Source organism: Actinoplanes sp. NPDC051411, from assembly GCF_040682075.1.
Classification (GTDB): Bacteria; Actinomycetota; Actinomycetes; order Mycobacteriales; family Micromonosporaceae; genus Actinoplanes.
Window position 1 is genome coordinate 1 of record NZ_JBFBAD010000141.1, and the last position, 24,490, is coordinate 24,490.

The following is a 24,490-nucleotide window of genomic DNA, read 5'->3' on the forward strand; positions in this document are numbered from 1 at the left end:
CCCGGGTACGCCGTGGAGGCGCTCGTCGAGCAGCCGCTGCCCTGGAGTCTCGGCGACGTCCTGCGCCGGCAGGTCGACGACCTCGACCCGGTCAGCCGCCGCGTCGTCGAAGCGGCCACCGTGCTCGGCCACCGCATCCCGTTCGACCTGCTCGCCGGCGTCACCGGCACCGGCGAGGACGAGCTCATCGGGGTGCTGCGCGACCTGGTCACCCGGGGTGTCCTGGTCGAGTCGGGCGACGACGAGTTCGCCTTCCGGCACGCGCTGGTGCGCGAGGCGATCGCCGACCAGATGCTCGGCCGGCAGCGCCGCCGCCTGCACGAGGCCGCGCTCGACGTGCTCCTGAGCGGCGGCGGCTCCGATCCGGCCATGGTCGCCCACCACGCCCGGGGCGCCGGCCGATACGCCGACATGATCGACGCGGCCCGCCGGGGCGCCGAGCTCTACCTGTCGATCGGCTCGGCCTACCAGGCGCTGCAGCTGGCCGAGATGGGCCTCGACGAGGCGCCCGACGACCCGGCCCTGCTCGCCGCGGCGGCCCGCGCGGCCTGGCTGGCCGGCCTGCTCGACGACGCGCTGCGCTACGGCCGCCGCTGGCGCGACCTCGCCGGCCGGCCCACCGACCGGGCTGAGGCCCTCTACGTGCTGGTGCGCATCGCCTGGGAGTCCCGCGACACCGACGAGACGAGCGCGTTGACCCGCGACATCGAGACCCTGATCGCGGAACTGCCGCCCGGCGCCGCCCAGGCCCGGGCGATGACCGCGATCGCGCAGTCGGCCTACCTGCGGGACGACCTCGACGCCGCGCTGCTCTGGTCCGATCGCGCGCTGGCCCTGGCGACCGAGTTCGACCTGCCGGCGGTCCGCATGGCCGCGCTGGTCGAGAAGGGCGCGACGCTCACCGACCGCCCGCAGACCGCGGCCGAGGGCCGGGAGATCCTGTCCGCGCTGGTCGACGAGGCCGAGAAGGCGGGCGAGTGGGTGCTGGCGGCCCGCGCCCTCAACGTCCTGGTGCAGGGCGAGCCGCCCAACGACCCGGCCGAGCACGCCGAAACCCTGGAACGGATGCGGACCGACGCGGAAAGGGCCGGCTTCGAATCGCTCGCGGTGGCCACCTACTTCCAGGGGCAGGCCCGGCTCGCGCTGCGGGCCGGCGACCTGTCGGCCGCGATCGCCGCCCTCGAGGACGGGCGCGAGCAGGACCGCAACTACCTCCGCCGCGGCCGCTGGGCCGACTACCACGGCATCTTCCTGGCCGGTCTCTATCTGGAAGCGGGCGAGCTCGACCGGGTCGAGGAGATCATCACCGATCTGGCGACTCTGCCCACCAACACGCCGCCGACGATCCCCGGTCTCGCGTTCCACCTCGCCTGCCGGCGCCACGACCTGCCGGCCGCCTCCGTCGCCCTCGACCAACTGGTCGAGGCGCTGGCCGGCCAGACGTGGCGCAGCGGCGAGCAGGCCCACGACCTCATCTCGGCCGCGCTCGAACTGGGCCTGCCGGCGCCCCGGCTCGACGAGATGGCCGCGACGCTGCTCGACTTCGACGTCTGGGACGCCTTCCGGACGCTGGTCGACTCCCAGCTGGCGGAGGCGCACGGCCGCCACGCCGAAGCGCTCGAGGGCTACCTTTCGATCGCCGAGGCGCACATCCTCAGCCCGTACATCCGGGGCACGGTCCGCGTCGGCATCGCCCGCTGTCTGCTGGCCGCCGACCGGCGGGCCGAGGCGACGGCCGAGGCTTCGGCGGCCGAGACGCTGCTGGCGTCCTGGCGCGGCTGGCGGGTGACCCAGCTCGACCAGGTCCGCGCCCAACTCGGTATGGCACCGGCCGGCGCGGAGGCCGCCGTGACCGGACCGGCCGCGCTGACCCCGCGCGAGCGGGAGGTAGCGCTGCTGATCAGCGACGGCCTGACCAACGCGGAGCTGGCCCGCCGCCTCTACATCTCCCCGAAGACGGCCGCGGTCCACGTCGGCAACATCCTGCGCAAGCTGGGCGTCCCCTCCCGGGCCGACGTGGAGGCCGCCCTCAAGCCCTAGCTGTTCTCTGACGCTTCAAGAACTCCGAAGCTGGAGCACCGGCTCGGCGGGTTTTGATACGTTTTGCCGGTGAAGCGCAGAGCGTTGCTCGCTGCTGCCCTCCTGTCGGCACTGGCCGGGTGTGGCACCGACAAGAAGGCGAGCGGAGTCGCCTCGGCGCTCGACCTGTGGTGCTGGCCGGGTGGGCTGGGCCCGCAGACCGTCACGGCCGCGGTGAAACAGTTTCCCGGGCTCACGACGAGGATTGTCGACGGCGACTACCTCAAGGCGCTGATGCCCGTGCTCGGCGGCAAGCCGGCGCCCGCGATCGCCGGCATCAAGGGTGAGGACGTCACGACCGTTCTGCCCCGGGCCGACCTGTTCGTCGATCTGAACACGCTCGGGGCGGGCGCGCTGCGGAACGAATACCTGGACTGGAAGTGGCAGCAGGGCAGCACGCTCGACAACCAGCTGATCGGCTTCCCGATCGACATCGGGCCGACGGCGATGTTCTACCGGGCCGATCTGTTCGAGAGGGCTGGGCTGCCGGGCGATCCGGCGGACGTCGCGCGGCAGATCCCGGACTGGGCCGCCTTCCTGAACGCCGGCACCAAGCTGAAAGCCAGGAACGTCAAGCTGATCGCCAACGCCTGGGAGCTGTTCTCGGTCTGCTGCCAGCAGCAGAGCAGACGGTTCGTCAACGAGAGCAACCAGTACGTCGGCGACAGCGCGGAGATCCATACGGCCTGGGACATCGCGGTCGAGACGATCCAGCGGGGGCTGACCGCCGGAATCGCCAACGACGACAAGCGCTGGACCGGCCTGTTCGATCACGGGCAGGTGGCCACCGATTCGGGGGCGGCCTGGCACGCGGCCGACATGGTTCAGGCCGCGCCCGCCACGAAGAGCAAGTGGCGGGTGGCGAACGGGGCCGCCGACGGGGCCAACATCGGCGGCTCGTTCCTCGCGGTGCCGGCCAACGGGGGCGACCATCAGACGGCGTTCCAGGTGATCAAGTGGCTTCTGTCGCCGGAGAACCAGGCCAGGATGTTCGCCGAGGCGGCGCTGTTCCCGTCGGCTCCGGCGGCGTACAAGATGCCCGAGCTGGTCGCTCCCGATCCGTTCTTCGGGGGCCAGCGCACCACCGAGGTCTTCGCCGTGTCGGCGGCGAAGAAGAAGCGGTCGTTCCAGGCGCCGGCCGACGAGGAACTTCAGCGGGTCTTCGCCGATCAGCTGCGGGCGCTGACCGCGGGCAGCGTCAACGCGGCGACCGCGTGGAAGACCGCGGTCGCGAACGGCCGGGCGAAGGCGCAGAGCCTGGGCGTGCTAACTCAGTGAGCCCTGGACGTCCTCGAGCGGGCGCAGGTGGGCGGGCGCGTTCGTGACCAGATCGTCCACGATCTTCCTGGCCCACACCGCCCGGGTGCCGGCGGAGGCCTGCCACGACCGGATCGCCGGCACGTCGGCCGCCCGGATCGGTTTTCCGGGGGTGACCAGCCAGCCCTCGGGGAGCGCGTCGCCGCGGGCCGCGGCGGCCTGCAGCCGGCCGGCGACGGCGCCCTGGACATACAGCTCGGGCGAGACGAGCGCGAAGCCTCCGGTACGCACGGCGGCCAGCGCCATGTCGTCGAGTCCGAAGCCGCCGGCCAGCCAGCCGCCGCCGGAGCTCGCGCGCAGCCGGGCCAGCGTCGCGGCGTCGTTGTCGCCGAGGCCGACGAACGCGACGGCGTACGGATTGGCCCGCAGCAGCGTCGTCCAGGCCTCCTGGCTCGCCGCCGGGTCCTGCTTGGTGTCGAACGGCCCGAGGATGTTCAGCCGGGGCCGGACGCGGTTGAGCCAGTCGCGGACGCCCGCGCCGCGCCGGTCGAGTTCCAGGGCACCCGGCACCGAGGTGCCCAGCACGATCGTCCCCCGCATGCCGAACGGGATCATCGTGGCCAGCTGCTCGCCCAGCATCTGGCCGAGCCGGTAGTCGTCGTTGCCGATGTACAACCGGATGCCGGAGCCGAGCGCGGGCGGCGTGTGCACCGCGATCACCCGCGGGCCGCCGGCCGGGGCCAGCAGCTCCGGGTTCCAGGTGAACAGCGAGACCCCGGTCCGCCCCTCGTCGAGCACGTCCCGGGCCGTCGCCAGCTGGGTGGTGGTGTCGCCGACCGCCGAAGCGCGCTCGCTGGACTCGACGCCGGGCACCTCGGCGGCGCCGGCCTCGAACCCCATCGCCATCTCCTGGGCGTAGCCGAGCGACGCGTCGGCGACCAGGAAGGTCACGGCCGGGTTCCGCGCCACGTCGCGACGGGAGACGTCACCGCCCAGGGACAGCCCCGTCGCCATCACGGCCACCGCCGCCACCATGGGCACCACCCGCATTGGACCGTCCCTTCCCGTACGCGCTGACCCCCCACTGTTCGGCGCCGCCGAGAAGAAGACGAGTGCCGGACGGGTGCGATCCTCATCCGCCCGGCCCGGCGGCCGATTCAGACCTGCGTCAGAGTCACGGCCGGCGGAGGGTACTGAGCGGATGCGGACGTCGTGGGTACGGCGCCGGGCGGTGGCCCGCGGCGCGATCGTCGCGCTGGTCACCGGCCTGATGCTGCTCGCCGGCCTGGCCACGGTCAGCATCGAGAACACCGCCCGCGCGACCGCCCGGATCGCCGCCTCGGAGAAGACCACCCAGCAGTGGGGTCAGGTCTATCTGCGCATCGGCATCGAGTACGAGCAGCTCGTCGACTTCGTGCGGGCGGACAGCGCGGTCGGGCGCGAGCCGCTGATCGCCTCGATCGGGTCGGCCGAGGAGAACCTGCGCTGGCTCAACGCGCACGGCGGGCCGTCGGAGACGTTCCAGGCGCAGACCCTGCAGAACACGTACGGCGGATACAGCTACACGCTGCACGATCTGGTGCACGCCCAGGCGTACGGGGACCGCAAGCAGATGCTGCTCGACGCCGAGCAGGCGTCGCTGAGTGCTTCCGCCCTGCGCAAGCAGGCGTCGGCGAACATCGCCCGCAACAACCTGGCCGGCGCCGCCCTGCTGGCGGGCACCCAGAGGTCCAATCACCGGCTGCTGGTCGCGGTCGGCGTGATCTCGGGCATCGACCTGATCGTGGTGCTGTTCTGCGCCTTCGTTCTGGTCGCCTACCAGCGCAACACCGAGCGGCAGGCGCGAGAGAGCCGGCACCGCGCGGCCCACGACGGCCTCACCGGCGTCGCGAACCGCAGTCTGCTGACCGAGAAGCTGGACCAGGCGATCGAGGGCGGCAAGGCCGGCCTGCTGCTGCTCGACCTGAACCGCTTCAAGGAGGTCAACGACACCCTCGGCCACCACGCCGGCGACGTGCTGATCCAGGAGGTCGCCCGGCGCCTGGTGGCCTCGGCCCGGCACTACGACACGGTGGCCCGGCTGGGCGGCGACGAGTTCGCCATCGTGCTGCCGGATGTGACCTCAACCGAGGATCTGCTGAGGCTGGGCCAGCGCATTCTGACCGCGCTCTGCCTGCCGGCCGAGGTCGACGGCGTGACGGTCGACGTGAGCGCCAGCATCGGCGCCTCGCTGTTCCCGGTTCAGTCGGCCAACGCGGCCGAGCTGCTTCAGCACGCCGACGTGGCGATGTACGCGGCCAAGCGTGGCCATCTGGGCGTGGCGGTCTACGACCCGCGGTCGGACGAGAACAGCTTCGAGAAGCTCGCCGTCGTGGGCGATCTGCGCCGCGCCATCGAGAACGGCGAGCTGGAGTTGCACTACCAGCCGAAGGTGCGGGTCTCCGAGCGTACGGTCTGCGGCGTCGAGGCCCTGGTCCGCTGGCGGCACCCGGTGCGGGGCCTGGTCTTCCCGGACCAGTTCATCCCGGTCGCCGAGCAGAACGGCCTGATCCGCCCGCTGACCGACGCGGTGCTGCGGATCGCCCTGGCCCAGCAGCGGACGTGGCGCGAGGGCGGCCGGCGCATCTCGGTCGCGGTCAACGTGGGTGCCGACTGCCTTCTCGATCCGGCGTTCACCGACCGCCTGCGCGAGCTGATGGCGGCCCACGGCACCGTGCCGGAGGACCTGACGGTCGAGATCACCGAGGGCGCGGTCATCGCCGATCCGGTTCAGGCCGCCGCCGTGCTGAGCGAGATCCGGGCGATCGGCGTCCGCGTCTCGATCGACGACTTCGGCACCGGCTATTCGTCGATGAGCTACCTCCAGGAGATGCCGCTGGACGAGCTGAAGATCGACCGTCGGTTCACCTCCCGCGTCGACGTGACGGCCAGCGGCCGGGCGATCGTCGGCGCGATCGCCGACCTGGCCCACGCGCTCGACCTCGAGGTGGTGGCCGAGGGCGTCGAGGACGAGTCGGTCATGACCGCCCTGGGGGAAATCGGATGCGAAAGCGCGCAGGGCTGCTACATGTGCCGACCGCATCCGGCCGATGTCGTGCTGGAGTGGATCAAGCAGCAGGGGGCCGAGGTCTTCGCCTGAGAAAGGCCTGGCCCGAAAGTCTTGACGAACGGCTTTGTTAACGTTCACAGTGACATCGACGTACGCCTCTTGGTGACGGGACGGTGACATGAGGACGTTCATCGCGATCACAATGACGTTGATCACGACCATGTTCGGCGGGGCCACGGCGGCACAGGCCGCCCCACCAGGCGCGGCCATGGCGACACAGACCGCCTCGCCGGGCGGCCCCTGCGACATCTACGCCGCCGGCGGCACCCCGTGCGTCGCCGCGCACAGCAGCACCCGGGCCCTCTACGCCTCCTACAACGGCCCGCTCTACCGGGTGGAACGCCTCTCCGACCGGGCCGAGAAGAACATCGGCGTGCTGAGCCGAGGCGGATACGCCGACGCGGCCGCGCAGGACCGGTTCTGCGCCGACACGACCTGCCTGATCACCACGCTCTACGACCAGTCACCCATGCACAACGACCTCACCCAGCCGCCTCGCGGCGGCTTCAGCGGCCCGGCCATGGGCGGTTACGACAATCTGCCGGTCGCCGACCTGGCGCCGATCACGATCGGCGGCCACAAGGCGTACGGGGTCTTCATCGCCCCCGGCATGGGTCTGCGGGACAACGACACGCGCGGCATCGCCGTCGACGACCAGCCCGAGGGCATGTACTGGATCGTCGACGGGCAGCACTTCAACGGCGGCTGCTGCTTCGACTACGGCAACACCGAGATCGACAGCCGGGACGACGGCAACGGCACCATGGAGACCAGCTACTTCGGCACCGCCAGCGCCTGGTACCACGGCAACCCGCCCGGGCCGTGGATCATGACGGACCAGGAGAACAACCTGGTCGGCTGCGTCAACCCGGGCAGCACCTCGAAGCTCTGCCCCAACCTGCCGAGCATCACCTCCCGATTCGTGACCGCGGTCGCCAAGGGCGAACCCCATCACTGGGCCTCCCTCGGCGGCGACGCCCAGCAAGGCCCGTTGGCGACGATGTTCGACGGGCCGCGGGTCGACGCGAGCTACGACCCGATGCGCAAGCAGGGCGGCATCGTGCTCGGCAACGGCGGCGACAACAGCAACAGCTCCCAGGGCACGTTCTACGAGGGCGTGATGACGGCCGGTTACCCGAGCGACGCGGTCGACCAGAAGGTCCAGGCCGACGTCGTGGCCGCGAAATACGCGCTGCCACAGCTGACTCTGGGTGCGGGCCTGCGGACTTTCGCTCCCGGTGAGAGCAAGGACGTCGTCGAGACGTACACCGACAACGCCGCCGGCCCGGCGGCGAACGTCGAGCTCAGCCTCTCCGTGCCCCCGGGTTGGAAAGCCCGGGCGACCGGCCCGGCGAGGTTCCGGTCGGTCGCGCCCGGCCAGAGCGTGAGCACCACCTTCACGGTCACGTCGGCCCGGTGGGCCTTCAACGGCGACATCGTCGGCCGGGCCTCGACCGACGGCCGGCGGCTGATCGCCACCACGGCCGCGAAGGTACGCAACGTCAGCCCGATCACCGTCAACGAGTTCCGCGTCGGCACCGGCACGGATCCCACTGATTCCTACATCGAGCTCCACAACGCGAGTGACCGGAGCGTCGACCTTTCCGGCTGGACCCTGACCGAGCACCCGACCCAGCAGGCCGTCTCCTCGACGATCACCCTGCCGGCCGGCACGCGGATCGCCGCCCACGGGCAGTATCTGCTCGGCCTGTCGACGTCCGGCCTCGCCGCCCCGGCGCGCAAGGGCGACACGACCGTCAATGTCCGCAGCACGACCGGCCTCAACGTCGGCGACTCGGTCGTGATCGGCACCGACGTCGCCAAGATCGCCGGCATCCCGGCCGGCGGCGCCTCCGGCCCGCGGGCCGCCGGAAAGCTCGGCAACGCGGTCAAGCTCAACGGCTCCGACGAGTACGTCAGCCTGCCCACCGGCATCGTCAGCGGGCTGTCCGACTACACCGTCTCGGCCTGGGTCAACCCGTCCTCCGACGACACCTGGGCGCGCGTCTTCGACTTCGGGCGCGGAACCTCGGCCAACATGTTCCTGACCGTCGACGGCGGCGGGAGCGGGCTGCGCTTCGGCATCACCACGGGCGGCAACGGCGCCGAACAGGACCTCACCGGCGGCGGCCAGCTTCCGCTGAACACCTGGTCGCACGTCGCGGTGACGCTGTCCGGCACCACCGGCACGCTCTACCTCAACGGCACGCCGGTCGCCACCAGCGCGAACATGACCCTGAAGCCGTCCGCGCTCGGCAACACCAACCAGAACTGGATCGGCCGCTCGCAGTACCCCGACCCGTTCCTCAACGCCACCGTCGACGACTTCGCCATCTACGACCACGCGCTGTCGACCGCCGAGGTGGCCGCCCTCGCCGGTGGCACCGCCGCGGCGGGCAACGTCGCCGACTACAAGTTCGACGAGGCCACCGGGGGCACCGCGCTCGACTCGTCCGGCAACGCCCGCAACGCGGCGATCGTCAGCGCCGGCTCGGCCGCCACCGCGAGCACCCCGCTCTGGCAGCCCACCCCGGACGGCCCGATCACCATTCCGGCCCGGTCGACCAACGTGCCCGTGACCAGCACGGCCGGTTTCAAGGTCGGGCAGAAGGTGTCCATCGGCTACGGCGCCCGGCTCGAGGTCGCCACGGTGACCGCGGTCGGCAAGGCCGGCACCCAGGCCCGGCTCTCGGCACCGGCGGCGGCCGGCGCGACCACGATCAAGGTCACGTCCACCGCGAACATCACGGCCGGCGACAAGATCCGGCTCGACATCGACAAGCGGATCGAGACGGTGACCGTCGCGGCGGTCGCGCCGGGCAGCCTGGACCTGACCGCGCCGCTCAAGTTCGCCCACTCGTCCAACCTGCCCTTCAGCTCCCGGGGAACCGGCATCAGCTTCACCCCGGCGACCCGTTACCCGCACTCCAGCAACGAGCCGGTGCAGGCGCTGGGCGGCGGGATCGTCCTCGACCATCCGCTGGCCCACGGGTACCCGCTCAACACGCCGGTCCGCGACTCCGCGGTGACGACGGCGGGCTACCAGGGAACGCCGGCCCCCGACCAGTGGTTCGGCGGCCCCGCCCTCTCCACCGGCGCCGGCACCATGGTGCTGCGCGACCCGCACGGGCTGGTCGCCGACAGCCTCAACTACGGCCTCCTGGTCGATCCGTGGGCGGCCGAGGGGACGTGCGCGGTCAGCACCCCGCCGCTCGACCGCAGCGCGAGCCGCTTCCCGGACGGCACCGACACCGACAGCAACTGCAACGACTTCATCACGTCCAAGGCCACGCCGGGCGCATCCAACCTGCTCGCCCTCGACCCCGGACCGCGGGTCTCCCTGCAGAACGGGTCGGCCTTCATCAAGCACGACGACGCCGACGACCTGGTCGTCACCGGCCCGGTCACCACTTCTCTCGACAAGCAGGACGCCACCTGGGTGCAGACCGCCGGCCTGGCCGACCCGAGCTGCTTCTCGTTCGAGTCGGTCAACAAGCCCGGCAGCTACCTGCGGCACCAGAACTTCCAGTTCCACCTGCAGCCCAGCGACGGCAGCACGTTGTATGCCCAGGACGCGACGTTCTGCCGGCAGGGTTCGTCGTTCCGGTCGGTCAACTTCCCCGACCACTTCATCCGGGTCTTCGACAACCTGGTCTACCTGGCCGTCAGCGGGGGTACCAACCCGTGGGACACCGCCACCTCGTTCACCACCGATTCGACCTGGCAGGTGGCCCCGCCCTGGGCGCCCGCGCCATGATCGAGGTATGACGTCAGGCCGTTTCGCTCTCCGCCAGTCCTCCCCTCTCACTCGCCCGGAGTCCGTGCTGAGTGGGGAGCACTGGCGGATCAGCGTTCTGCTCGACGGCCTGGTGCGGCTCGAATGGAGCGAAGACGGAGGTTTCGAGGACCGTGCCTCCACCTTCGCCGTCCGCCGCGATCTGGACACTCCGCGATTCCGGGTGCTCGAATCGGACGAGCAGTTGGAGATCCTCACCGACCGCCTTCATCTGACCTGGGACCGCCGGCCTTTCAGCGCGGCCGGCCTTTCCGTACGCGTTCTCGGCGCGATCAGCGCACACCGGGCGACCTGGCGCTGGGGCACCAGGCCGCGCACCCTGGGCGGCACCGCGCGCACCCTCGACGAGGCCGACGGCGCCGTCCCGCTGGAAGACGGCGTCGCGTCCCGGGACGGCATCGCGGTCATCGACGACAGCGAGTCGTTCCTGTTCACCGAGGCCGGCTGGATCGACCGCCGGGTCCCCGGGCGCCGCGACGTGTACGTGTTCGCCTACGGCCACGACTACGCCGACGCGGTCCGCGCGCTCTACGCGGTCTCCGGCCCGCCGCCGGTGCTCCCCCGGTGGGCGCTCGGAAACTGGTGGAGCCGCTACCACGCGTACAGCGCCGACGAATACCTGGAGCTCATGGACCGCTTCGAGGCCGAGCGCGTGCCGTTCTCGGTCGCCGTCCTCGACATGGACTGGCACCGCGTCAAGTCGGTCCCGCCCGAATACGGCCGGGGCTGGACCGGCTACAGCTGGGAGCCCACGCTCTTCCCCGACCCGCCGGCGTTCCTGGCCGAACTGCACCGGCGTGGCCTGCGGACGACCCTCAACCTGCACCCGCACGAGGGCGTCCAGCCGTTCGAGGACGCGTTCCCGGCTATGGCGGCGGCCCTCGGCGTCGACCCGTCGGCCGATGTGGGAGTGCCGTTCGACATCACGAACGAGCGCTTCGCCGAGGCCTACTTCGACGTCCTGCACCGCCCGCTGGAGAAGCAGGGCGTCGACTTCTGGTGGATCGACTGGCAGCAGGGCCAACTGTCGAACATCCCCGGCGTCGACCCGCTGTGGATGCTCAACCACCTGCACTTCGTCGACTCCCCAACCGGGATGATCTTCTCCCGCTACGCCGGCCCGGGCAGCCAGCGCTACCCGGTCGGCTTCAGCGGCGACAGCATCATCAGCTGGGAATCGCTGCGCTTCCAGCCGCACTTCACGGCCACCGCCTCCAACATCGGCTACGGCTGGTGGAGCCACGACGTCGGCGGCCACATCTTCGGCGCCCGCGACGACATGCTCACCGTCCGCTGGCTCCAGCTCGGCGTCTTCTCCCCGATCAACCGGCTGCACTCGTCGTCCAACCCGTTCCTGCAGAAGGAGCCCTGGGCCTACCCGAGGCAGGCCCGCGACGCCTTCGGGGAAGCACTGCGGTTCCGCCACCGCCTGGTGCCCTACCTGCACACCATGAACCACCGGGCGGCGCACGGCGAACCGCTGGTCCGCCCGATGTACTGGGAACACCCGGCCTACGACGTGCCCACCCAGTTCCTCTTCGGCGACTCACTGATCGTCGCGCCGATCACCGACCCGTCCGACGACGTCACGCTGATGGGCTCCACCGACGCCTGGCTTCCGGAAGGCGCCTGGGCCGACATCTTCACCGGCACGGTCTACCACGCCGGCCCGGGCGGCCAGCGCATCCGCCTGCACCGCGACGAACGGTCCATCCCGGCCCTGCTGCGGGCGGGCGCGGTGCTGCCGCTGGCGGCCGACGCTTCGGTACGCCCCGACACCAACCCGCCCGCGCTGGAACTCCTGCTGCTGCCGGGCGCCGACGGCACCCGTTCGCTCGTCGAGGACTCCGAAGACCGGATCTCCCGCAGCCCGCTGGTCTGGAACGAAGCCGACCAGACCCTCACCATCGGCCCGGCCTCCGACCCGTCGGTGGTCCCCGCCCACCGCGACTGGACCATCCGCTTCCTGGGCGCCGAGGTCACCGAGGCAACCGGTGCCACCCTCACCGACGGCCTCCTGACCATCACGGGTGCCCCCGCCGACGGCGAGCTGCGCCTTTCCGTACGCTTCGCCACCGCCCGGCCCGACAAACGCCCGCACCTGTTCGACCTGCTCGCCCGCGCCCAGTGGGACCACGCCCGCAAACTCGACGCCTGGCACGTGCTCCGCACCGACGCCGACAGCCTCCGCAAGGTCGCCGCCCTCCAGTCGCTGGGCCTCCCCGAGTCCCTGCTCAGCGCCCTGACCGAGATCCTCGTCAGCGACTAGCCCCTCCAGCTCTGGTGTGGGCCGGGTCCAGCGAGGACGATGCATGCATGACCGTCGCCGCGCGGCGCGCGCTCGCCGTCCTGTTGCTGTTGGTCGCCTCGATCGGTGTGGTGCCGGGCGGGAAGGCCGCCGTCGCGGCGCCGGAAGGCGCGCATGTCGGGCGGATCGCCGATGACCCGATCGCGCACGACCCGACCGTCATCCGGCAGGGTCACTACTACTACAGCTTCATCACCGGTGACTCGGCGACGCGCACCTACCTGCCGATGCGCCGGTCGGCTGATCTGCTGCACTGGAGCGACCTCGGCCCGGTCTTCACCACCGCGCCGGCCTGGGTCACCGAGCAGCTCGGCACGACTCCCCCGGATTTCTGGGCGCCCGACATCAGCTTCTTCGGCGGGCTCTACCACCTGTATTACGCGGCCTCGTCGTTCGGCACCAACAACTCGGTCATCGGCCTGGCGACCAACACGACCCTGGACCCGAGAAGTCCCGCCTACCGCTGGGTTGATCACGGCATGGTCATCCGGTCGAGCACGGCCGACAATTTCAACGCCATCGATCCCGAGCTGGTGCTCGACGGCGGCGGTGCGTGGCTGGCGTTCGGCTCGTTCTGGGACGGCATCAAGATGCGCCGGCTCGACCGCTCGACCGGGATGCTGTCCACCGAGGACACGACGCTCTACTCGCTCGCTTCGCGCGGCGGCGCGTCCATCGAAGGCGCGAGCATCACCCGGCACGGCGGCTACTACTACCTGTTCGCCAGCCTCGACTACTGCTGCCGTGGCATCGACAGCGACTACCGCGTTGTCGTCGGGCGCTCCAAGAACGTCACCGGGCCGTACGAGGACCGGGCCGGGGTGGCGATGCTGGCCGGCGGCGGCACCGAGCTGCTGCGCGGCTACAACGAGTTCCGTGGCCCGGGCGGCGGCGACGTCTACCACGACCTCTACGTGCACCACTACTACGACCTCGACGACAACGGCCGGCCCAAGCTCTCGGTCCGGCCCATCCGGTGGGCCGGCGGTTGGCCCGCTCTGGGCGATCCGCTGTCCGGCAGCCGGCAGATCGGCCACGGTCCGGCGTACGCCCAACTTGTGAACCGCATCGACGGGAGCGTCATCGCGAACCCGTCCTGCGGCTACGAGGGTGCCGATATCACGCTCAGCGCCCCGGAACGAGACAACACCTGCCAGCAGTGGCGGCTCGACGACCGCGGCGACGGCTTTGTGAGCGTCGACAACCGTTTCAGCAACAAGGTGGCCGAGGTCGCGGGCTGCGTCAACGCCGAGGGCGCCCGGGTGGCCCAGTGGGGCTGGCTCGACAACGACTGTCAGCAGTGGAAGCTTGTCGCCGCCGACGACGGCTGGTCGACGATCCAGAGCAGGCTGAACGGCAAAGTGTTGCAGGGCGCCGGTTGTGGCGGGGCCGGGTCACCCGTGCAGACGGCGACCGCGACCGGGGCCACGTGCCAGCAGTTCCGCGTCCAGCCGGTCGGCTATGTGCTGCTGGTCGACGCGGCCGGGCAGAAGGCTCTCGACGCGTGTGGGCGTACGGTCGCCTATCGCTCCCGCAAAGCGGGAGGTTGCCAGCTCTGGCGCTTTGAGCACGTGGGCGATGGCTACTACCGCGTCGTCAGCAGAACGGGCCGCGTTCTGGCGAAGAGCGGGCGCATCGACGCCGGGGAGTTGTTCGACGGCGCCCGGATCACAGCGGAATGAGCCTCGCGGCGAGGGCGACCGCCGACAGGTCGCCTTCGCGCAGGCGCCCGGCGGCGGACGGCTCGCCGAGGGTTTCGAGCCGGTGTGCCACCGCGTCGACCAGTTGGGTGTCGGCGTCGAACAGCCGGCGGGCCAGCCGGGCCTGGGCCGGGCTGAGTTCGGCGTACGCGCACCGGTCGAGGGCGGCGATGACGTCGGCGTCGAGGGTGCCGGCCAGAGCCCGCTCGGTCACCACCTTGAGGAGCCAGGTCGGCCACCAGCCGTAGCGGGCGATGGCGAGGCTCGACTGCAGCGCCGTCGCGGGTGCCTGGCCGGTGCCGAGCAGGCGCAGCGTGAGGGCGACGTCGACGTTTTCCAGGCACAGCGCCGGAATCAGCGCCCGCACCAGCGGAACCGTCCCGATCAGTGGCTCCGCGGCGGCGGCGCCCTCGGGCCAGCGGCCGTGCAGGACGTGGACGAGCGCGGCCGCCGCGGCGATGCCGGTGCCGTCGTCGGTAGCGCGTTCCTCGAGCCGCGTGACCGTGGCCGCCAGCCGGGCGGCTGCCCGGCCGCCCTGTTCGGCGAGCCCGGCCGCGGCCGGCTTGTTGAGGTGCCGCACCACGGTGTGAACGGCGATCTGCGCCTCTCGCCGCAGCAGCGGGGACGGAATCCGCGGCGCGATCACGTCTCCCAGCCCCTCGACGACGGAGGCCGGGTCGACGCGGTCACTTGCCGACGCGAACTGGGCCCACCATTCGGCGCGATGGTTAGTACTCACAGGAAAGGCATTCGGCCGGGGAGGGAAACGTCTGAACAAAGTGCCGCGGATTGTGACCGGCAAGGCATTCGTTCCCGGTCGCCGCGCGGGTGCGACTCAGGCGCGGCGGAACAGATCCGCCTCGAACCGGTACGCGTCGCCGCGGTACTTGTTGTGGCCGATGAGAACCGGTGTGCCGTCTGAGGTGTACGCCACCTCGTCGCCGACCAGAACCGGCGCCCCGGCCGTGATGCCGAGCAGCCGGGCCAGTTCCGCGTCGGCGATCTCGGCCATCAGCGTGTACGCGCTGCGGTGCACCTCGATGCCGCAGCGCTGCCGCAGTTCGTCGTAGAGCGACACGTCGGCGAGGTCGGCCGTGGTCAGCGCCGAGGCGTGGCTCTCGGGGACGACGACCACGTCGAAGCAGACCGGGGTGCCGTCCATGCCGCGCAGGCGGTCGATCTGGATGACCGGCGCGGCCGGCGCGATGCGCAGCTTGGCCGCCTCGTCGAGGCTGGCCGGCCGCACCTCCTGGCGCATGACGCGGGCGGTTGGGCGCAGGCCGCGGGCCCGGGCCATCTCGGTGAACGACTGCAGGGTGCTCGGCGGCTCGCCGAGCACCTGGGTCGGGACGAACCAGCCGCGCTGGGCCGAGCGCTGCAGGGTGCCCTCCGACTCGAGGCGGCTGAGCGCGAGGCGCAGGGTGGCCCGGCTGACGCCCAGCTGGGCGGCGAGATCGCGTTCGCCGGGCAGCCGTGAACCGGGTGCGTAGCGGCCGACCGTGAGGTCACGGGTCAGCTGCTCATAGGCCTGGGTCGAGGCGGTACCGCTGGTCACGCCGAGCACTGTACCAGTTGCCCCTTTGGTGGGACCAGTTCCCGTTTCTGGTTCAGCACTGGACTAACTGGTATAGGAACGTCTAGGGTCCGGGTTACCGGCGACACAACGGAGTGAAGATGAGAGTTCATAAAGCGGTAATCGCGGGAGCGATCGCGTTAAGCCTGGCCGCGTGCTCCCCGGGCAGCGGCTCCTCGGACAAGACCGCCGCACCGACCACCGTCTCGACCGACGTTGCCAAGGCCGGCAACGTGACCCTCAACCTGACCGACTTCTGGGGTGCGGCCGAGGGCGAGTGGATCAAGCAGGTCATCACCGACTTCGAGAAGAAGTACCCGAACGTCAAGATCGTGCGGAAGACCGAGGACTGGGGCCAGCTCAACTCCACCCTCAATCTCCAGTTGCAGGACGCCGGCGGCCCCGACATCGCGACCGCCAACAACGGGTGGCAGTCGCTCGGCACGCTGGCCAAGGGCGGCCTGGTCGTCAACCTCGACGCGTACGCGAAGGCGTACGGCTGGGACAAGTCGGTCCCGACCACGATCGCGCGGCAGAACCAGTTCACCACCGACTTCAAGACCATGGGGTCGGGTTCGTGGTTCGCCACCCCGATGGCCCGCACGTCGCTGATCGGCCTCTACTACAACGCCGACAAGCTCAAGGCCCTCGGGATCGCCCCGCCGACCAACCTCGCCGACCTCGAGGCCGACGCCGCCAAGGCCAAGGCCGCCGGCCAGATTCCGTTCGAGTACGGCAGCCAGGACGGCTCGACGACCGTGCTCCTCGGGCTGCAGGCCCTGCTGGCCGACAAGAAGAAGCTCAACGACTACATCTACGGCGACTCGACGGTGAAGGCGGCCGACATCGGGATGACCGACGCGGTCACGCTCACCAAGAAGTGGGCCGACCAGGGCTGGTTCCCGCCCAACTTCAACGGCATCGACTACCAGACGGCGGTCGCCAACTTCGTCGGCGGCAAGGGCGTCTTCCGCTGGGAGTACACCGGCTCGCTCGGCCTGAACACCCAGCAGCAGGGCCACTTCGGCTATCTGCAGCTGCCCCAGCAGAGCGGCAGCGGGACGGTCGGCGTGGGCGCCGCACCGGGCGCCATGGTGGTCTCGGCGAAGAGCAAGCACCCGGACGTCGCCGCGGCGTTCCTCAACTACATGATGTCGCCGGAGGCCGGCCAGGCGGCGGTCGACCGTGGTCTCGTCCCGGCGATGTCGCCGGACGTGCAGGTTCCGCCCGCGTCGCTCAGCCTGACCGGGGAGTCGGCCGGCGCGGCGACCCTCGACAAGAACGACGGCTACGTCCCGTACTTCGACTGGTCCAGCCCGACGATGCTCGACACGCTGGGCCAGAACCTCCAGTTGCTCTACGCGGGCAAGACGACGGCCGACAAGTTCACGGCCGCCGTCGACAAGGACCGGGACACCTTCCTGGCCGGGCAGAGCTGACCATGGTGACCTCCGCGCGCTCGACCTCGTCGGCTCAGACTCGCGACGCGCGCCCGGCACCCTCCACCGACGTCCGGCGCCGCTCGGTGCGCCGCCGGACGCGGTGGATCGGCCTCGGCTTCGCCGCGCTCCCGCTCGCCCTGTACGCCCTCGTCGTGCTCGTCCCGCTGGGCCAGTCGATCCAGTACTCGTTCTACAAGTGGGACGGCGTGAGCGCGTCGACCTGGGTGGGGTTCCAGAACTACGTCACGTTCCTCACCGATCCGGTCCTGCGCTCGACGTTCGGGCACGTGCTCGTGCTCATCGGCTTCTTCGCGCTGCTGCCCATCATTCTCGGCCTGCTGTCGGCGGCGCTCCTGACACGGGCCAAGCAGCCGGGCATGGCCGTCTACCGCTGGATCTTCTTCCTGCCCCAGGTCATGACGACCGTCGTGATCGCGCTGGTCTTCAAGCGGATCTACGCGCCGGACGGCCCGCTCAACGCGGCGCTGCGCGCGGTCGGGCTCGGCTCGCTCGCGCGTACGTGGCTCGGAGATTTCACGTGGGCTCTGCCCGCGCTGGGTCTCGTCGGCACCTGGGTGACCTTCGGTTTCTGCATGGTGCTGTTCATCTCCGGCACGTCGGCCATCTCCCCCGAGCTGTACGAGGCGGCGCGCATCGACGGCGCCGGCCCGGTCCGGGAGTTCTTCACCGTCACGCTGCCGGGCCTGCGCGGGCAGATGGCGGTCGCGCTGACCCTGACCATCACCGCCGCCCTGCGCACCTTCGACCTCGTCTGGATCACCACCCACGGCGGTCCGGGCACGTCGACGCTCACCCCCGCGGTCGCGCTCTACAAGGCCGCGTTCCAGAACCCGCAAGTCGGACTCGCGGCGGCGATCGGCGTCGTGATGGCGGCCCTGTGCCTGGTCATCGCGATCGTCATCACCCGCGTGTCGGAGAGGGACTGACCGTGATCTCGAAGACGGAACGCGTCGTCAACTACGTCGTCCTGACGGTCCTGGCCATCATCGTGCTCTTCCCGGTCGGCACCTTCGTCGTCTCGGCGCTCAGCCCGGACCGCTCCGGCAAGCCGGTCGGCTTCTCCCACTTCCAGTGGGGCAACTTCGCCACCGCGTGGCGCGACGCCGACTTCTCGCAGGCGATGACGGTCTCGATGATCATCGCCGTCTGCGTCGTGGTCGGGCAGGTACTTCTCGCACTGCTCGGGGGGTACGCGTTCGGCGTGCTCGGCGTCGTCGGCGACAAGGTGCTGTTCCCGATCGTGCTGCTCGGCATGATGATCTCGCTCGAGGCGATCATCATCCCGCTCTACTACCAGTTCCGTACCTTCAACCTGACCAACACGCTGCCCGGCATCATCCTGGTCCACCTGGGCATGGGCGTGCCGTTCGGCATCTTCTGGATGCGGGCCGCCTTCCGCGCGCTGCCCCGCTCGGCGTTCGAGTCGGCCGAACTCGACGGCGCCGGATCGCTGCGCATGCTGCGGTCGATGGCCGCGCCCATGGCCCGACCCGCCATCTACACGCTGATCCTGCTCAGCTTCATGTGGACCTGGAACGACTACTTCCTGTCGCTGGTGTTCCTGCACGGTGAGAACCAGACCGCGACCGTCGCCCTCGGCGTCTTCCAGGGCAAGTACGTCACCCAGATCAACCTGATGGCCGCCGGCGGCCTGATCGTCGCCGCGCCGGTACTCGCCCTCTACGTCGTCTTCCAGCGCAAATTCATCTCCGGAATGCTGGCCGGCGCGATCAAGGAGTAAGCACGTGACTCTTCAACCCATCGTCCTGCCGGACGCGAGCGCGGTCGGCGACGCGGTCGCCACGACGATCCTCGACCGCCTGGCCGCGACCGGAAACCGGCCCTTCCTGCTCGGCTGCCCGAGCGGTCGCACCGCGATGCCGGTCTACCGGGCGCTGGCCCGGCACGCCGCGCGTGGCGTCGATCTGTCGCGGCTGGTGATCGTCATGATGGACGACTACGTCGAGTCGGACGCTCTCCGGCGGGTCGCGCCTGACCTGTCGTACTCGTGCCTGGGCTTCGCGCGGCGCGAGATCGTGGCGCCGATCGGGCAGGACATCGAGGTCTGGGTGCCCGACCCGGCCGACCCGTCCCGCTACGACGAGGTCATCGACGCGGCCGGCGGAATCGACCTGTTCCTGCTGGCCACCGGGGCCGGGGACGGGCACATCGCGTTCAACCAGCCGGGCACTTCGCGTTCCGCACGGACCCATGTCACCACGCTGGGCGAGGCGACGCGGCGGGACAACATGGGGACGTTCCCCGAGTTCACGACCCTCGACATGGTGCCCACCCGCGGGGTCACGGTCGGCGTCGACACGATCGCCACACTGTCCCGCGAGGTGATCATGATCGTCGGCGGAGCGCACAAGCACGCGGCCTTCTCCCGGATCGCGCGGGCGGAAGCCTACGAGCCGGACTGGCCGGCCACCATCGTCGTCGAATGCAAGAACCCCACGTTGATCGTCGACCGTCCTGCTTTTGAAGGGAACTGAAGTACATGGCAGCCATCAAGCTGGTCTACATCGGTGGCGGGTCCTCCCGCGGCGCGGGGACCATGGCCTCGATTCTGGCCCACGGCAAGGAGTTCGACGGCTCCGAGATCGTCATTCAGGACGTCAACCCCGACCGGTTGAAGGCCGTCGAGACGATCGCGCGGAAGATCGCCCAGGCGGACGGGCTCGACATCAAGATCTCCTCGACGACCGACCGGCGGGCCGCGCTGACCGACGCCGACGCGGTTCTCGCCAGCTTCCGGCCGGGTGACTTCGCGGCCCGCGCCCTCGACGAGCGGATCCCGCTCAAGCACGGTGTCATCGGCCAGGAGACGCAGGGGCCGGGCGGGTTCTTCATGTCGCTGCGCTCGATCCACATCTACGAGGACATCATCCGCGACCTCGACGCGGTCGCCCCGAACGCGGTCATCTTCAACTACACCAACCCGGTGAACATCGTCTCGCAGGCGGTCACCCGGTTCACCGACCGTACGATCTGGTCGATGTGCGAGGGCTCGATCGTCTTCCCGAAGACCGTGCTTCGTGCGGCCGGCCTCAGTGCCGAAAAGGCGAACATCGTGATGGCCGGCGTGAACCACAACATCTGGTCGTACGAGCACACCTACGACGGCCAGGACCTCATGCCGCTGCTCGACGCGGCCTGGGAGGCGCGCAAGGACGACCCCACGCTCGACATCCACTCGAAGCGGATGCTGCGCCTGGCGACGACCATGCGGTCGGTGCCGGCCGACTACTTCCAGTACTACTACTTCCGCGAGGAGGTGCTCCGGGAGTCGCAGGCCAAGCGGACCACGCGGGCCGAGGACCTGCTCGCGGCGCTGCCCGGTTACTGGGAGCACTACGAGGAGCAGATGAACGTCGAGGTGCCTTCGCTGGACCCGGCCCGCTCCCGGGGCGGCATCCACGAACTCGAGCTGGCCATCGACGTGATGAGCGCCTACTACAACGACAAGAGCGCGCGCCTGCCGGTCAACCTGCCCAACGCCGGCGGCGCGCTGCCCGGCTTCGACGAGGACGTCGTCGTCGAAATGTGGTGCACTGTGGACGGTCAGGGCGTGCACCCGCTGCCGCAGAAGCCGCTCCCCCACGCCGTACGCGGTCTCGTGCAGCAACTCGCCGAGTTCCAGTACCTGGCCGCCGAGGCCGCGTGGAAGGGCAACCGGGCCGACGGCATCCGCGCGCTGGCCGCCAACCCGATGGTGCCCACGCTCGCGGTCGCCGAGGAGCTGTACGACGAGATGGCGTACGCGCACCGGGCGTACCTCCCCGCGCGTCTGCTCCAATGACGACCGCCTATCTAGCGGTCGACGCCGGAAACTCCAAGACGGTCGCCCTCGTCACCGACGCCGAGGGCACCGTCTTGGGCCGTGGCCGGGGCGGAAACGGCGACATCTACGGGGCGGCGAGCGTCGATTCGGCCGTGGAATCCGTCTTCGAGGCGGTCGCCGCCACCGGCATCGCCCCCGGCGACATCGCGTCGGCGGCCTTCCGGATCGCCGGTGTCGACTACCTCGAGGACGCCGAGTTCTGGAGCGGCCACATCCGTTCCCGGCTCGGCGACATGGGCCGCTGGAGCGTCAAGAACGACGCGTACGCGTCCCTGCGCCTGGTCGACGGATCCGGTGTCGCGGTGTCGATCACTGTCGGCACCGGACCGGCGGTCGGGGCCCGGTCGAAGGACGGGCGCGAGGAGCACTCCGGCTTCTTCGTCTTCGACCACCTCGGTGGCAGCGGACTCGGCGCCAACGCTCTCAAGGCGGTGTGCCGGGCCTGGATGGACAACGGCCCCGCGACATCGTTGACCGGCGCGATGTGCAAGCTCTACGACGTTGCTGACGCGTGGGAGCTGCGGCACGCCTTCACCCGGCGGTTCGGCGCCCGGCCCGAGACCGACCTCTGGCGGGCGTCGAGAGTCGTGCTCGCCGCGGCCGGGGCGGGCGACGCGGTCGCCCTCGGCATCGTGACCGACCAGGCCGAGTCGTTCGTGCGGCTGGCCGGGTGGTGTGCCCGCCGCGTCGGCGTGGACCTGGCCTCCGGCGAGCTGCCGGTGCTGCTCAACGGATCGGTCGCCACCTCCGAGCACCCGGCGATGCGGGACGCGCTCACCGCGGAGCTGGCGCGGGTCGCACCCGCCGCCGGAGTCGTCGTGGCCGACGCCTCCCCGCTGAGCGGCGTCGTGCTCGACGCCCTGGCCGAGGGCGGCGTCTACATCGGTCCCGACCTGCTCACCCGGGTGCGCGACGCCCATCCCGACGATTTCCTGATGACCTGAAGGACTCTGAGTGAACGACATCGACGCCGTCCTGGCCGCCCTCACCCTTTCGGAGAAGGCCTCCTTGCTCTCCGGCCACGACGACTGGTACACCGAGGCCATCGAACGCCTCGGCGTGCCGGCCGTCGAGGTCGGCGACGGCCCGCACGGGCTGCGCAAGGAAACCGGCGTCGACATGGTGTGGGTGCCGGCCACCGGCTTCCCGACCGCGTCGGCGCTCGGCGCCTCCTGGGACCGCGATCTCGTACGCCGGGTCGCGACCGCGATCGGCGAGGAGGCCCGGGCCGAGGGGGTCCAGGTCGTGCTCGGGCCGGGCGTCAACATGAAGCGGTCGCCGCTGTGCGGCCGCAACTTCGAGTACTTCTCGGAGGACCCGCTGCTGTCCGGGGAGCTCGGGGTCGCGTACGTCGAGGGTCTGCAGTCGACCGGCGTCGGCGCCTCGCTCAAGCATTTCGCGGCCAACAACCAGGAGATCGAGCGCACCCGCATCTCGGTCGAGGCCGACGACCGTACGCTCCGGGAGATCTACCTGGCCGCGTTCGAACGGGTGGTGAAGACCGCCGACCCGTGGACCGTGATGTGCTCCTACAACCGGCTGCGCGGCGTGCACGCCTCGGAGAACCGCTGGCTGCTCACCTCGGTGTTGCGGGACGAGTGGGGATACGACGGTGTGGTCGTCTCCGACTGGAACGCCGTACATCATCGGGTGGCCGCCCTGGCGGCCGGTCTCGATCTCGAAATGCCGGGCACCGACGGCAAGACCGACGCCGAGATCGTGGCCGCCGTGCAGGCGGGCTCGTTGGACCTCGGGGTCGTCGACGCGGCGGTCCGGCGCGTGCTGCACCTGGTCTCCCGTGTCTTCCCCGGTCCGGACGCCGTGAACGGGCCGGTCATGGACCTGGGCGTGGCGCCCGGTCGGCGGCTCTCGGCCGAGCAGCTCGCTCTCCTGAAGGCCGGCGAGCACCACGAGCTGGCCCGGTCGGCGGCCGCCGGTTGCGTGACGTTGCTGCGCAACGAAAACTCGGCGCTGCCGCTGTCCGGCGGCGGCCGGGTCGCCGTCATCGGCGCGTTCGCCGCCCACGCGCGCATCCAGGGCGGCGGCTCGTCCGGGGTGGACCCGACGCGGGTCGACAACGCCCTCGACTTCTTCGGTGACGTCGTCTACTCCCCCGGCTACGTACACACGCCGCTCGACGCCTACCAGGACGACCTCGACGCCTACTTCGCCGCCCACGACGCCAAGTTCACCGAGCCCCGCCGTGCGGCCGCCCTCGTGGAACCGCTCCGCCGCGCCGCCGCGGCCGAACTCCTCGCCGCCGGCCCGATCTCACCGCGCGCCGCCGCTCTCATCGACGACGCGGTCACCGCGGCCGAGCCGGCCGACACGATCGTGGTCTTCGCCGGCCTGCCCCTGGCCTTCGAACAGGAGGCCGACGACCGTACGACCCTGGCCCTGCCCGCCGACCAGGTCGAGCTGATCGGACGCCTGGCCGACCTGCCGGCCAAGCTGGTCGTGGTCCTCTCCAACGGCGCCGCCGTGACGATGGACCCCTGGCACGACCGGGTCGACGCGATCGTCGAGGCGTGGCTGCCCGGCCAGGCCGGAGCGGGCGCGGTCGTCGACGTCCTGCTGGGCCGGGTCAACCCGTCGGGCAAGGTGGCGGAGACGTTCCCGCTCGCACTCGAGGACACCCCGGGCTACGTCACGTGGACCGGCGAACGCGGCACTGTGCTTTACGGCGAGGGCGTGTTCATCGGCTACCGCTGGTACGACGCCCTCCGCCGGTCGGTGCGCTACCCGTTCGGCCACGGCTTGTCCTACACGACTTTCGCGTACTCGGAACTTGAAGTCAGCGTCAGCGACGCGGTCACCGTCTCCTGCACGGTCTCCAACACCGGCTCCCGGGCCGGCCGCGAGGTGATCCAGCTCTATGTGGGCGACCCGGACGCCGCGGTCCGCCGCCCACTGCGGGAGCTGCGGGGCTTCGACAAGGTCACCCTCGCGCCGGGCGAAAGCACCCGAGTCACCTTCCCGTTGTCGAGCCGCGACTTCGCCTACTGGGACGTGGCGGCCGACGCGTGGCGTCTGGAGGGAGGCGACTTCACCATTGAGGTCGGCGCCTCCTCCCGCGACATCCGCCTCGAAACCACCACCACCCTGCCCGACGACCCGTCGCTCCCACCGCTGATCCCGGACGAGAAGCTGCTCGAGCTCAACGAGTCCCGCTTCACCGAGGGCCACCACGCGTAGCGGTCACACCGGCGCTCGGCCGGAAGCGCCATCAGGGCGCCGGCCGCAACCGGCCCGTGAGCACGAACAGCGCCGCCAGGTTGGCGGCGAAGACGAGGCCCGCGCCGGCCGTCACGGCGGACGCGCCCAGATTCCGCCACAGGCCGGCGAAGCCGGCGACCGCGAC

At 70.7% G+C, this 24,490-nt stretch carries 16 protein-coding genes; 13 read left to right on the forward strand and 3 right to left on the reverse strand.

Translation table 11 applies throughout. The features are described 5' to 3' along the window. Both AB0M88_RS44770 and AB0M88_RS44775 read left to right on the forward strand, forming a co-directional pair. Positions 1–2,040 (forward strand): LuxR C-terminal-related transcriptional regulator (locus AB0M88_RS44770; RefSeq protein ID WP_364112852.1); only part of this gene is annotated, 2,040 nt, incomplete at its 5' end. A 69-nt stretch (positions 2,041–2,109) separates the two neighbouring features. Beyond that, positions 2,110–3,357 (forward strand): ABC transporter substrate-binding protein, encoded by a 1,248-nt coding sequence (locus AB0M88_RS44775; protein ID WP_364112854.1) that lies wholly within the window; start codon positions 2,110–2,112, stop codon positions 3,355–3,357. Here the strand turns inward: AB0M88_RS44775 and AB0M88_RS44780 are convergent. After that, positions 3,346–4,386, reverse strand: a complete 1,041-nt coding sequence (locus AB0M88_RS44780) for a sugar ABC transporter substrate-binding protein (RefSeq protein ID WP_364112856.1) — start codon at positions 4,384–4,386, stop codon at positions 3,346–3,348. The two genes, AB0M88_RS44775 and AB0M88_RS44780, sit on opposite strands and share 12 nt — an antisense overlap. A gap of 151 nt (positions 4,387–4,537) precedes the next feature. Between AB0M88_RS44780 and AB0M88_RS44785 the strand changes: the two genes are divergently transcribed. From AB0M88_RS44785 to AB0M88_RS44800, 4 genes are all read left to right on the forward strand, one after another. Beyond that, entirely contained in the window at positions 4,538–6,475 is a 1,938-nt protein-coding gene (locus AB0M88_RS44785) for an EAL domain-containing protein (RefSeq protein ID WP_364112858.1), read from the forward strand. 88 nt (positions 6,476–6,563) lie between these two features. Then, complete coding sequence (locus AB0M88_RS44790; RefSeq protein ID WP_364112860.1) at positions 6,564–10,202, forward strand: arabinofuranosidase catalytic domain-containing protein; 3,639 nt, start codon at positions 6,564–6,566, stop codon at positions 10,200–10,202. A 7-nt stretch (positions 10,203–10,209) separates the two neighbouring features. Further along, complete coding sequence (locus tag AB0M88_RS44795) at positions 10,210–12,510, forward strand: TIM-barrel domain-containing protein (RefSeq protein ID WP_364112862.1); 2,301 nt, start codon at positions 10,210–10,212, stop codon at positions 12,508–12,510. A gap of 47 nt (positions 12,511–12,557) precedes the next feature. Then, positions 12,558–14,231: a family 43 glycosylhydrolase gene (locus AB0M88_RS44800; RefSeq protein WP_364112864.1), complete on the forward strand. Its 1,674-nt coding sequence runs from the start codon at positions 12,558–12,560 to the stop codon at positions 14,229–14,231. Here AB0M88_RS44800 and AB0M88_RS44805 read toward each other — a convergent pair. After that, positions 14,218–14,988 (reverse strand): hypothetical protein, encoded by a 771-nt coding sequence (locus tag AB0M88_RS44805; RefSeq protein WP_364112866.1) that lies wholly within the window; start codon positions 14,986–14,988, stop codon positions 14,218–14,220. The genes AB0M88_RS44800 and AB0M88_RS44805 overlap by 14 nt on opposite strands. Positions 14,989–15,084: 96 nt before the next feature. Beyond that, positions 15,085–15,804 (reverse strand): GntR family transcriptional regulator, encoded by a 720-nt coding sequence (locus AB0M88_RS44810; RefSeq protein ID WP_364112868.1) that lies wholly within the window; start codon positions 15,802–15,804, stop codon positions 15,085–15,087. A gap of 119 nt (positions 15,805–15,923) precedes the next feature. Between AB0M88_RS44810 and AB0M88_RS44815 the strand changes: the two genes are divergently transcribed. The 7 genes from AB0M88_RS44815 to AB0M88_RS44845 are packed head-to-tail and all read left to right on the forward strand — an operon-like array spanning position 15,924 to position 24,324. Beyond that, a complete protein-coding gene (locus AB0M88_RS44815; protein WP_364112870.1) occupies positions 15,924–17,261 on the forward strand; it encodes an extracellular solute-binding protein in 1,338 nt (445 codons plus the stop codon). A gap of 2 nt (positions 17,262–17,263) precedes the next feature. Next, the gene (locus AB0M88_RS44820; RefSeq protein WP_364112872.1) at positions 17,264–18,211 is read left to right on the forward strand and encodes a sugar ABC transporter permease; all 948 of its coding nucleotides are present in this window, start codon (positions 17,264–17,266) and stop codon (positions 18,209–18,211) included. Between the two features lie 2 nt (positions 18,212–18,213). Continuing rightward, the gene (locus AB0M88_RS44825) at positions 18,214–19,026 is read left to right on the forward strand and encodes a carbohydrate ABC transporter permease (RefSeq protein ID WP_364112874.1); all 813 of its coding nucleotides are present in this window, start codon (positions 18,214–18,216) and stop codon (positions 19,024–19,026) included. 4 nt (positions 19,027–19,030) lie between these two features. Then, positions 19,031–19,780: a 6-phosphogluconolactonase gene (locus AB0M88_RS44830; RefSeq protein WP_364112876.1), complete on the forward strand. Its 750-nt coding sequence runs from the start codon at positions 19,031–19,033 to the stop codon at positions 19,778–19,780. 5 nt (positions 19,781–19,785) lie between these two features. Continuing rightward, on the forward strand, positions 19,786–21,087 hold the full coding sequence (locus AB0M88_RS44835) for a glycoside hydrolase (protein ID WP_364112877.1): 1,302 nt from the start codon (positions 19,786–19,788) through the stop codon (positions 21,085–21,087). Then, entirely contained in the window at positions 21,084–22,073 is a 990-nt protein-coding gene (locus tag AB0M88_RS44840; RefSeq protein ID WP_364112879.1) for a hypothetical protein, read from the forward strand. Before AB0M88_RS44835 ends, AB0M88_RS44840 begins: the two co-directional genes overlap by 4 nt. Positions 22,074–22,083: 10 nt before the next feature. After that, on the forward strand, positions 22,084–24,324 hold the full coding sequence (locus AB0M88_RS44845) for a glycoside hydrolase family 3 C-terminal domain-containing protein (RefSeq protein WP_364112881.1): 2,241 nt from the start codon (positions 22,084–22,086) through the stop codon (positions 24,322–24,324). The last annotated feature ends 166 nt before the right edge of the window (positions 24,325–24,490 follow it).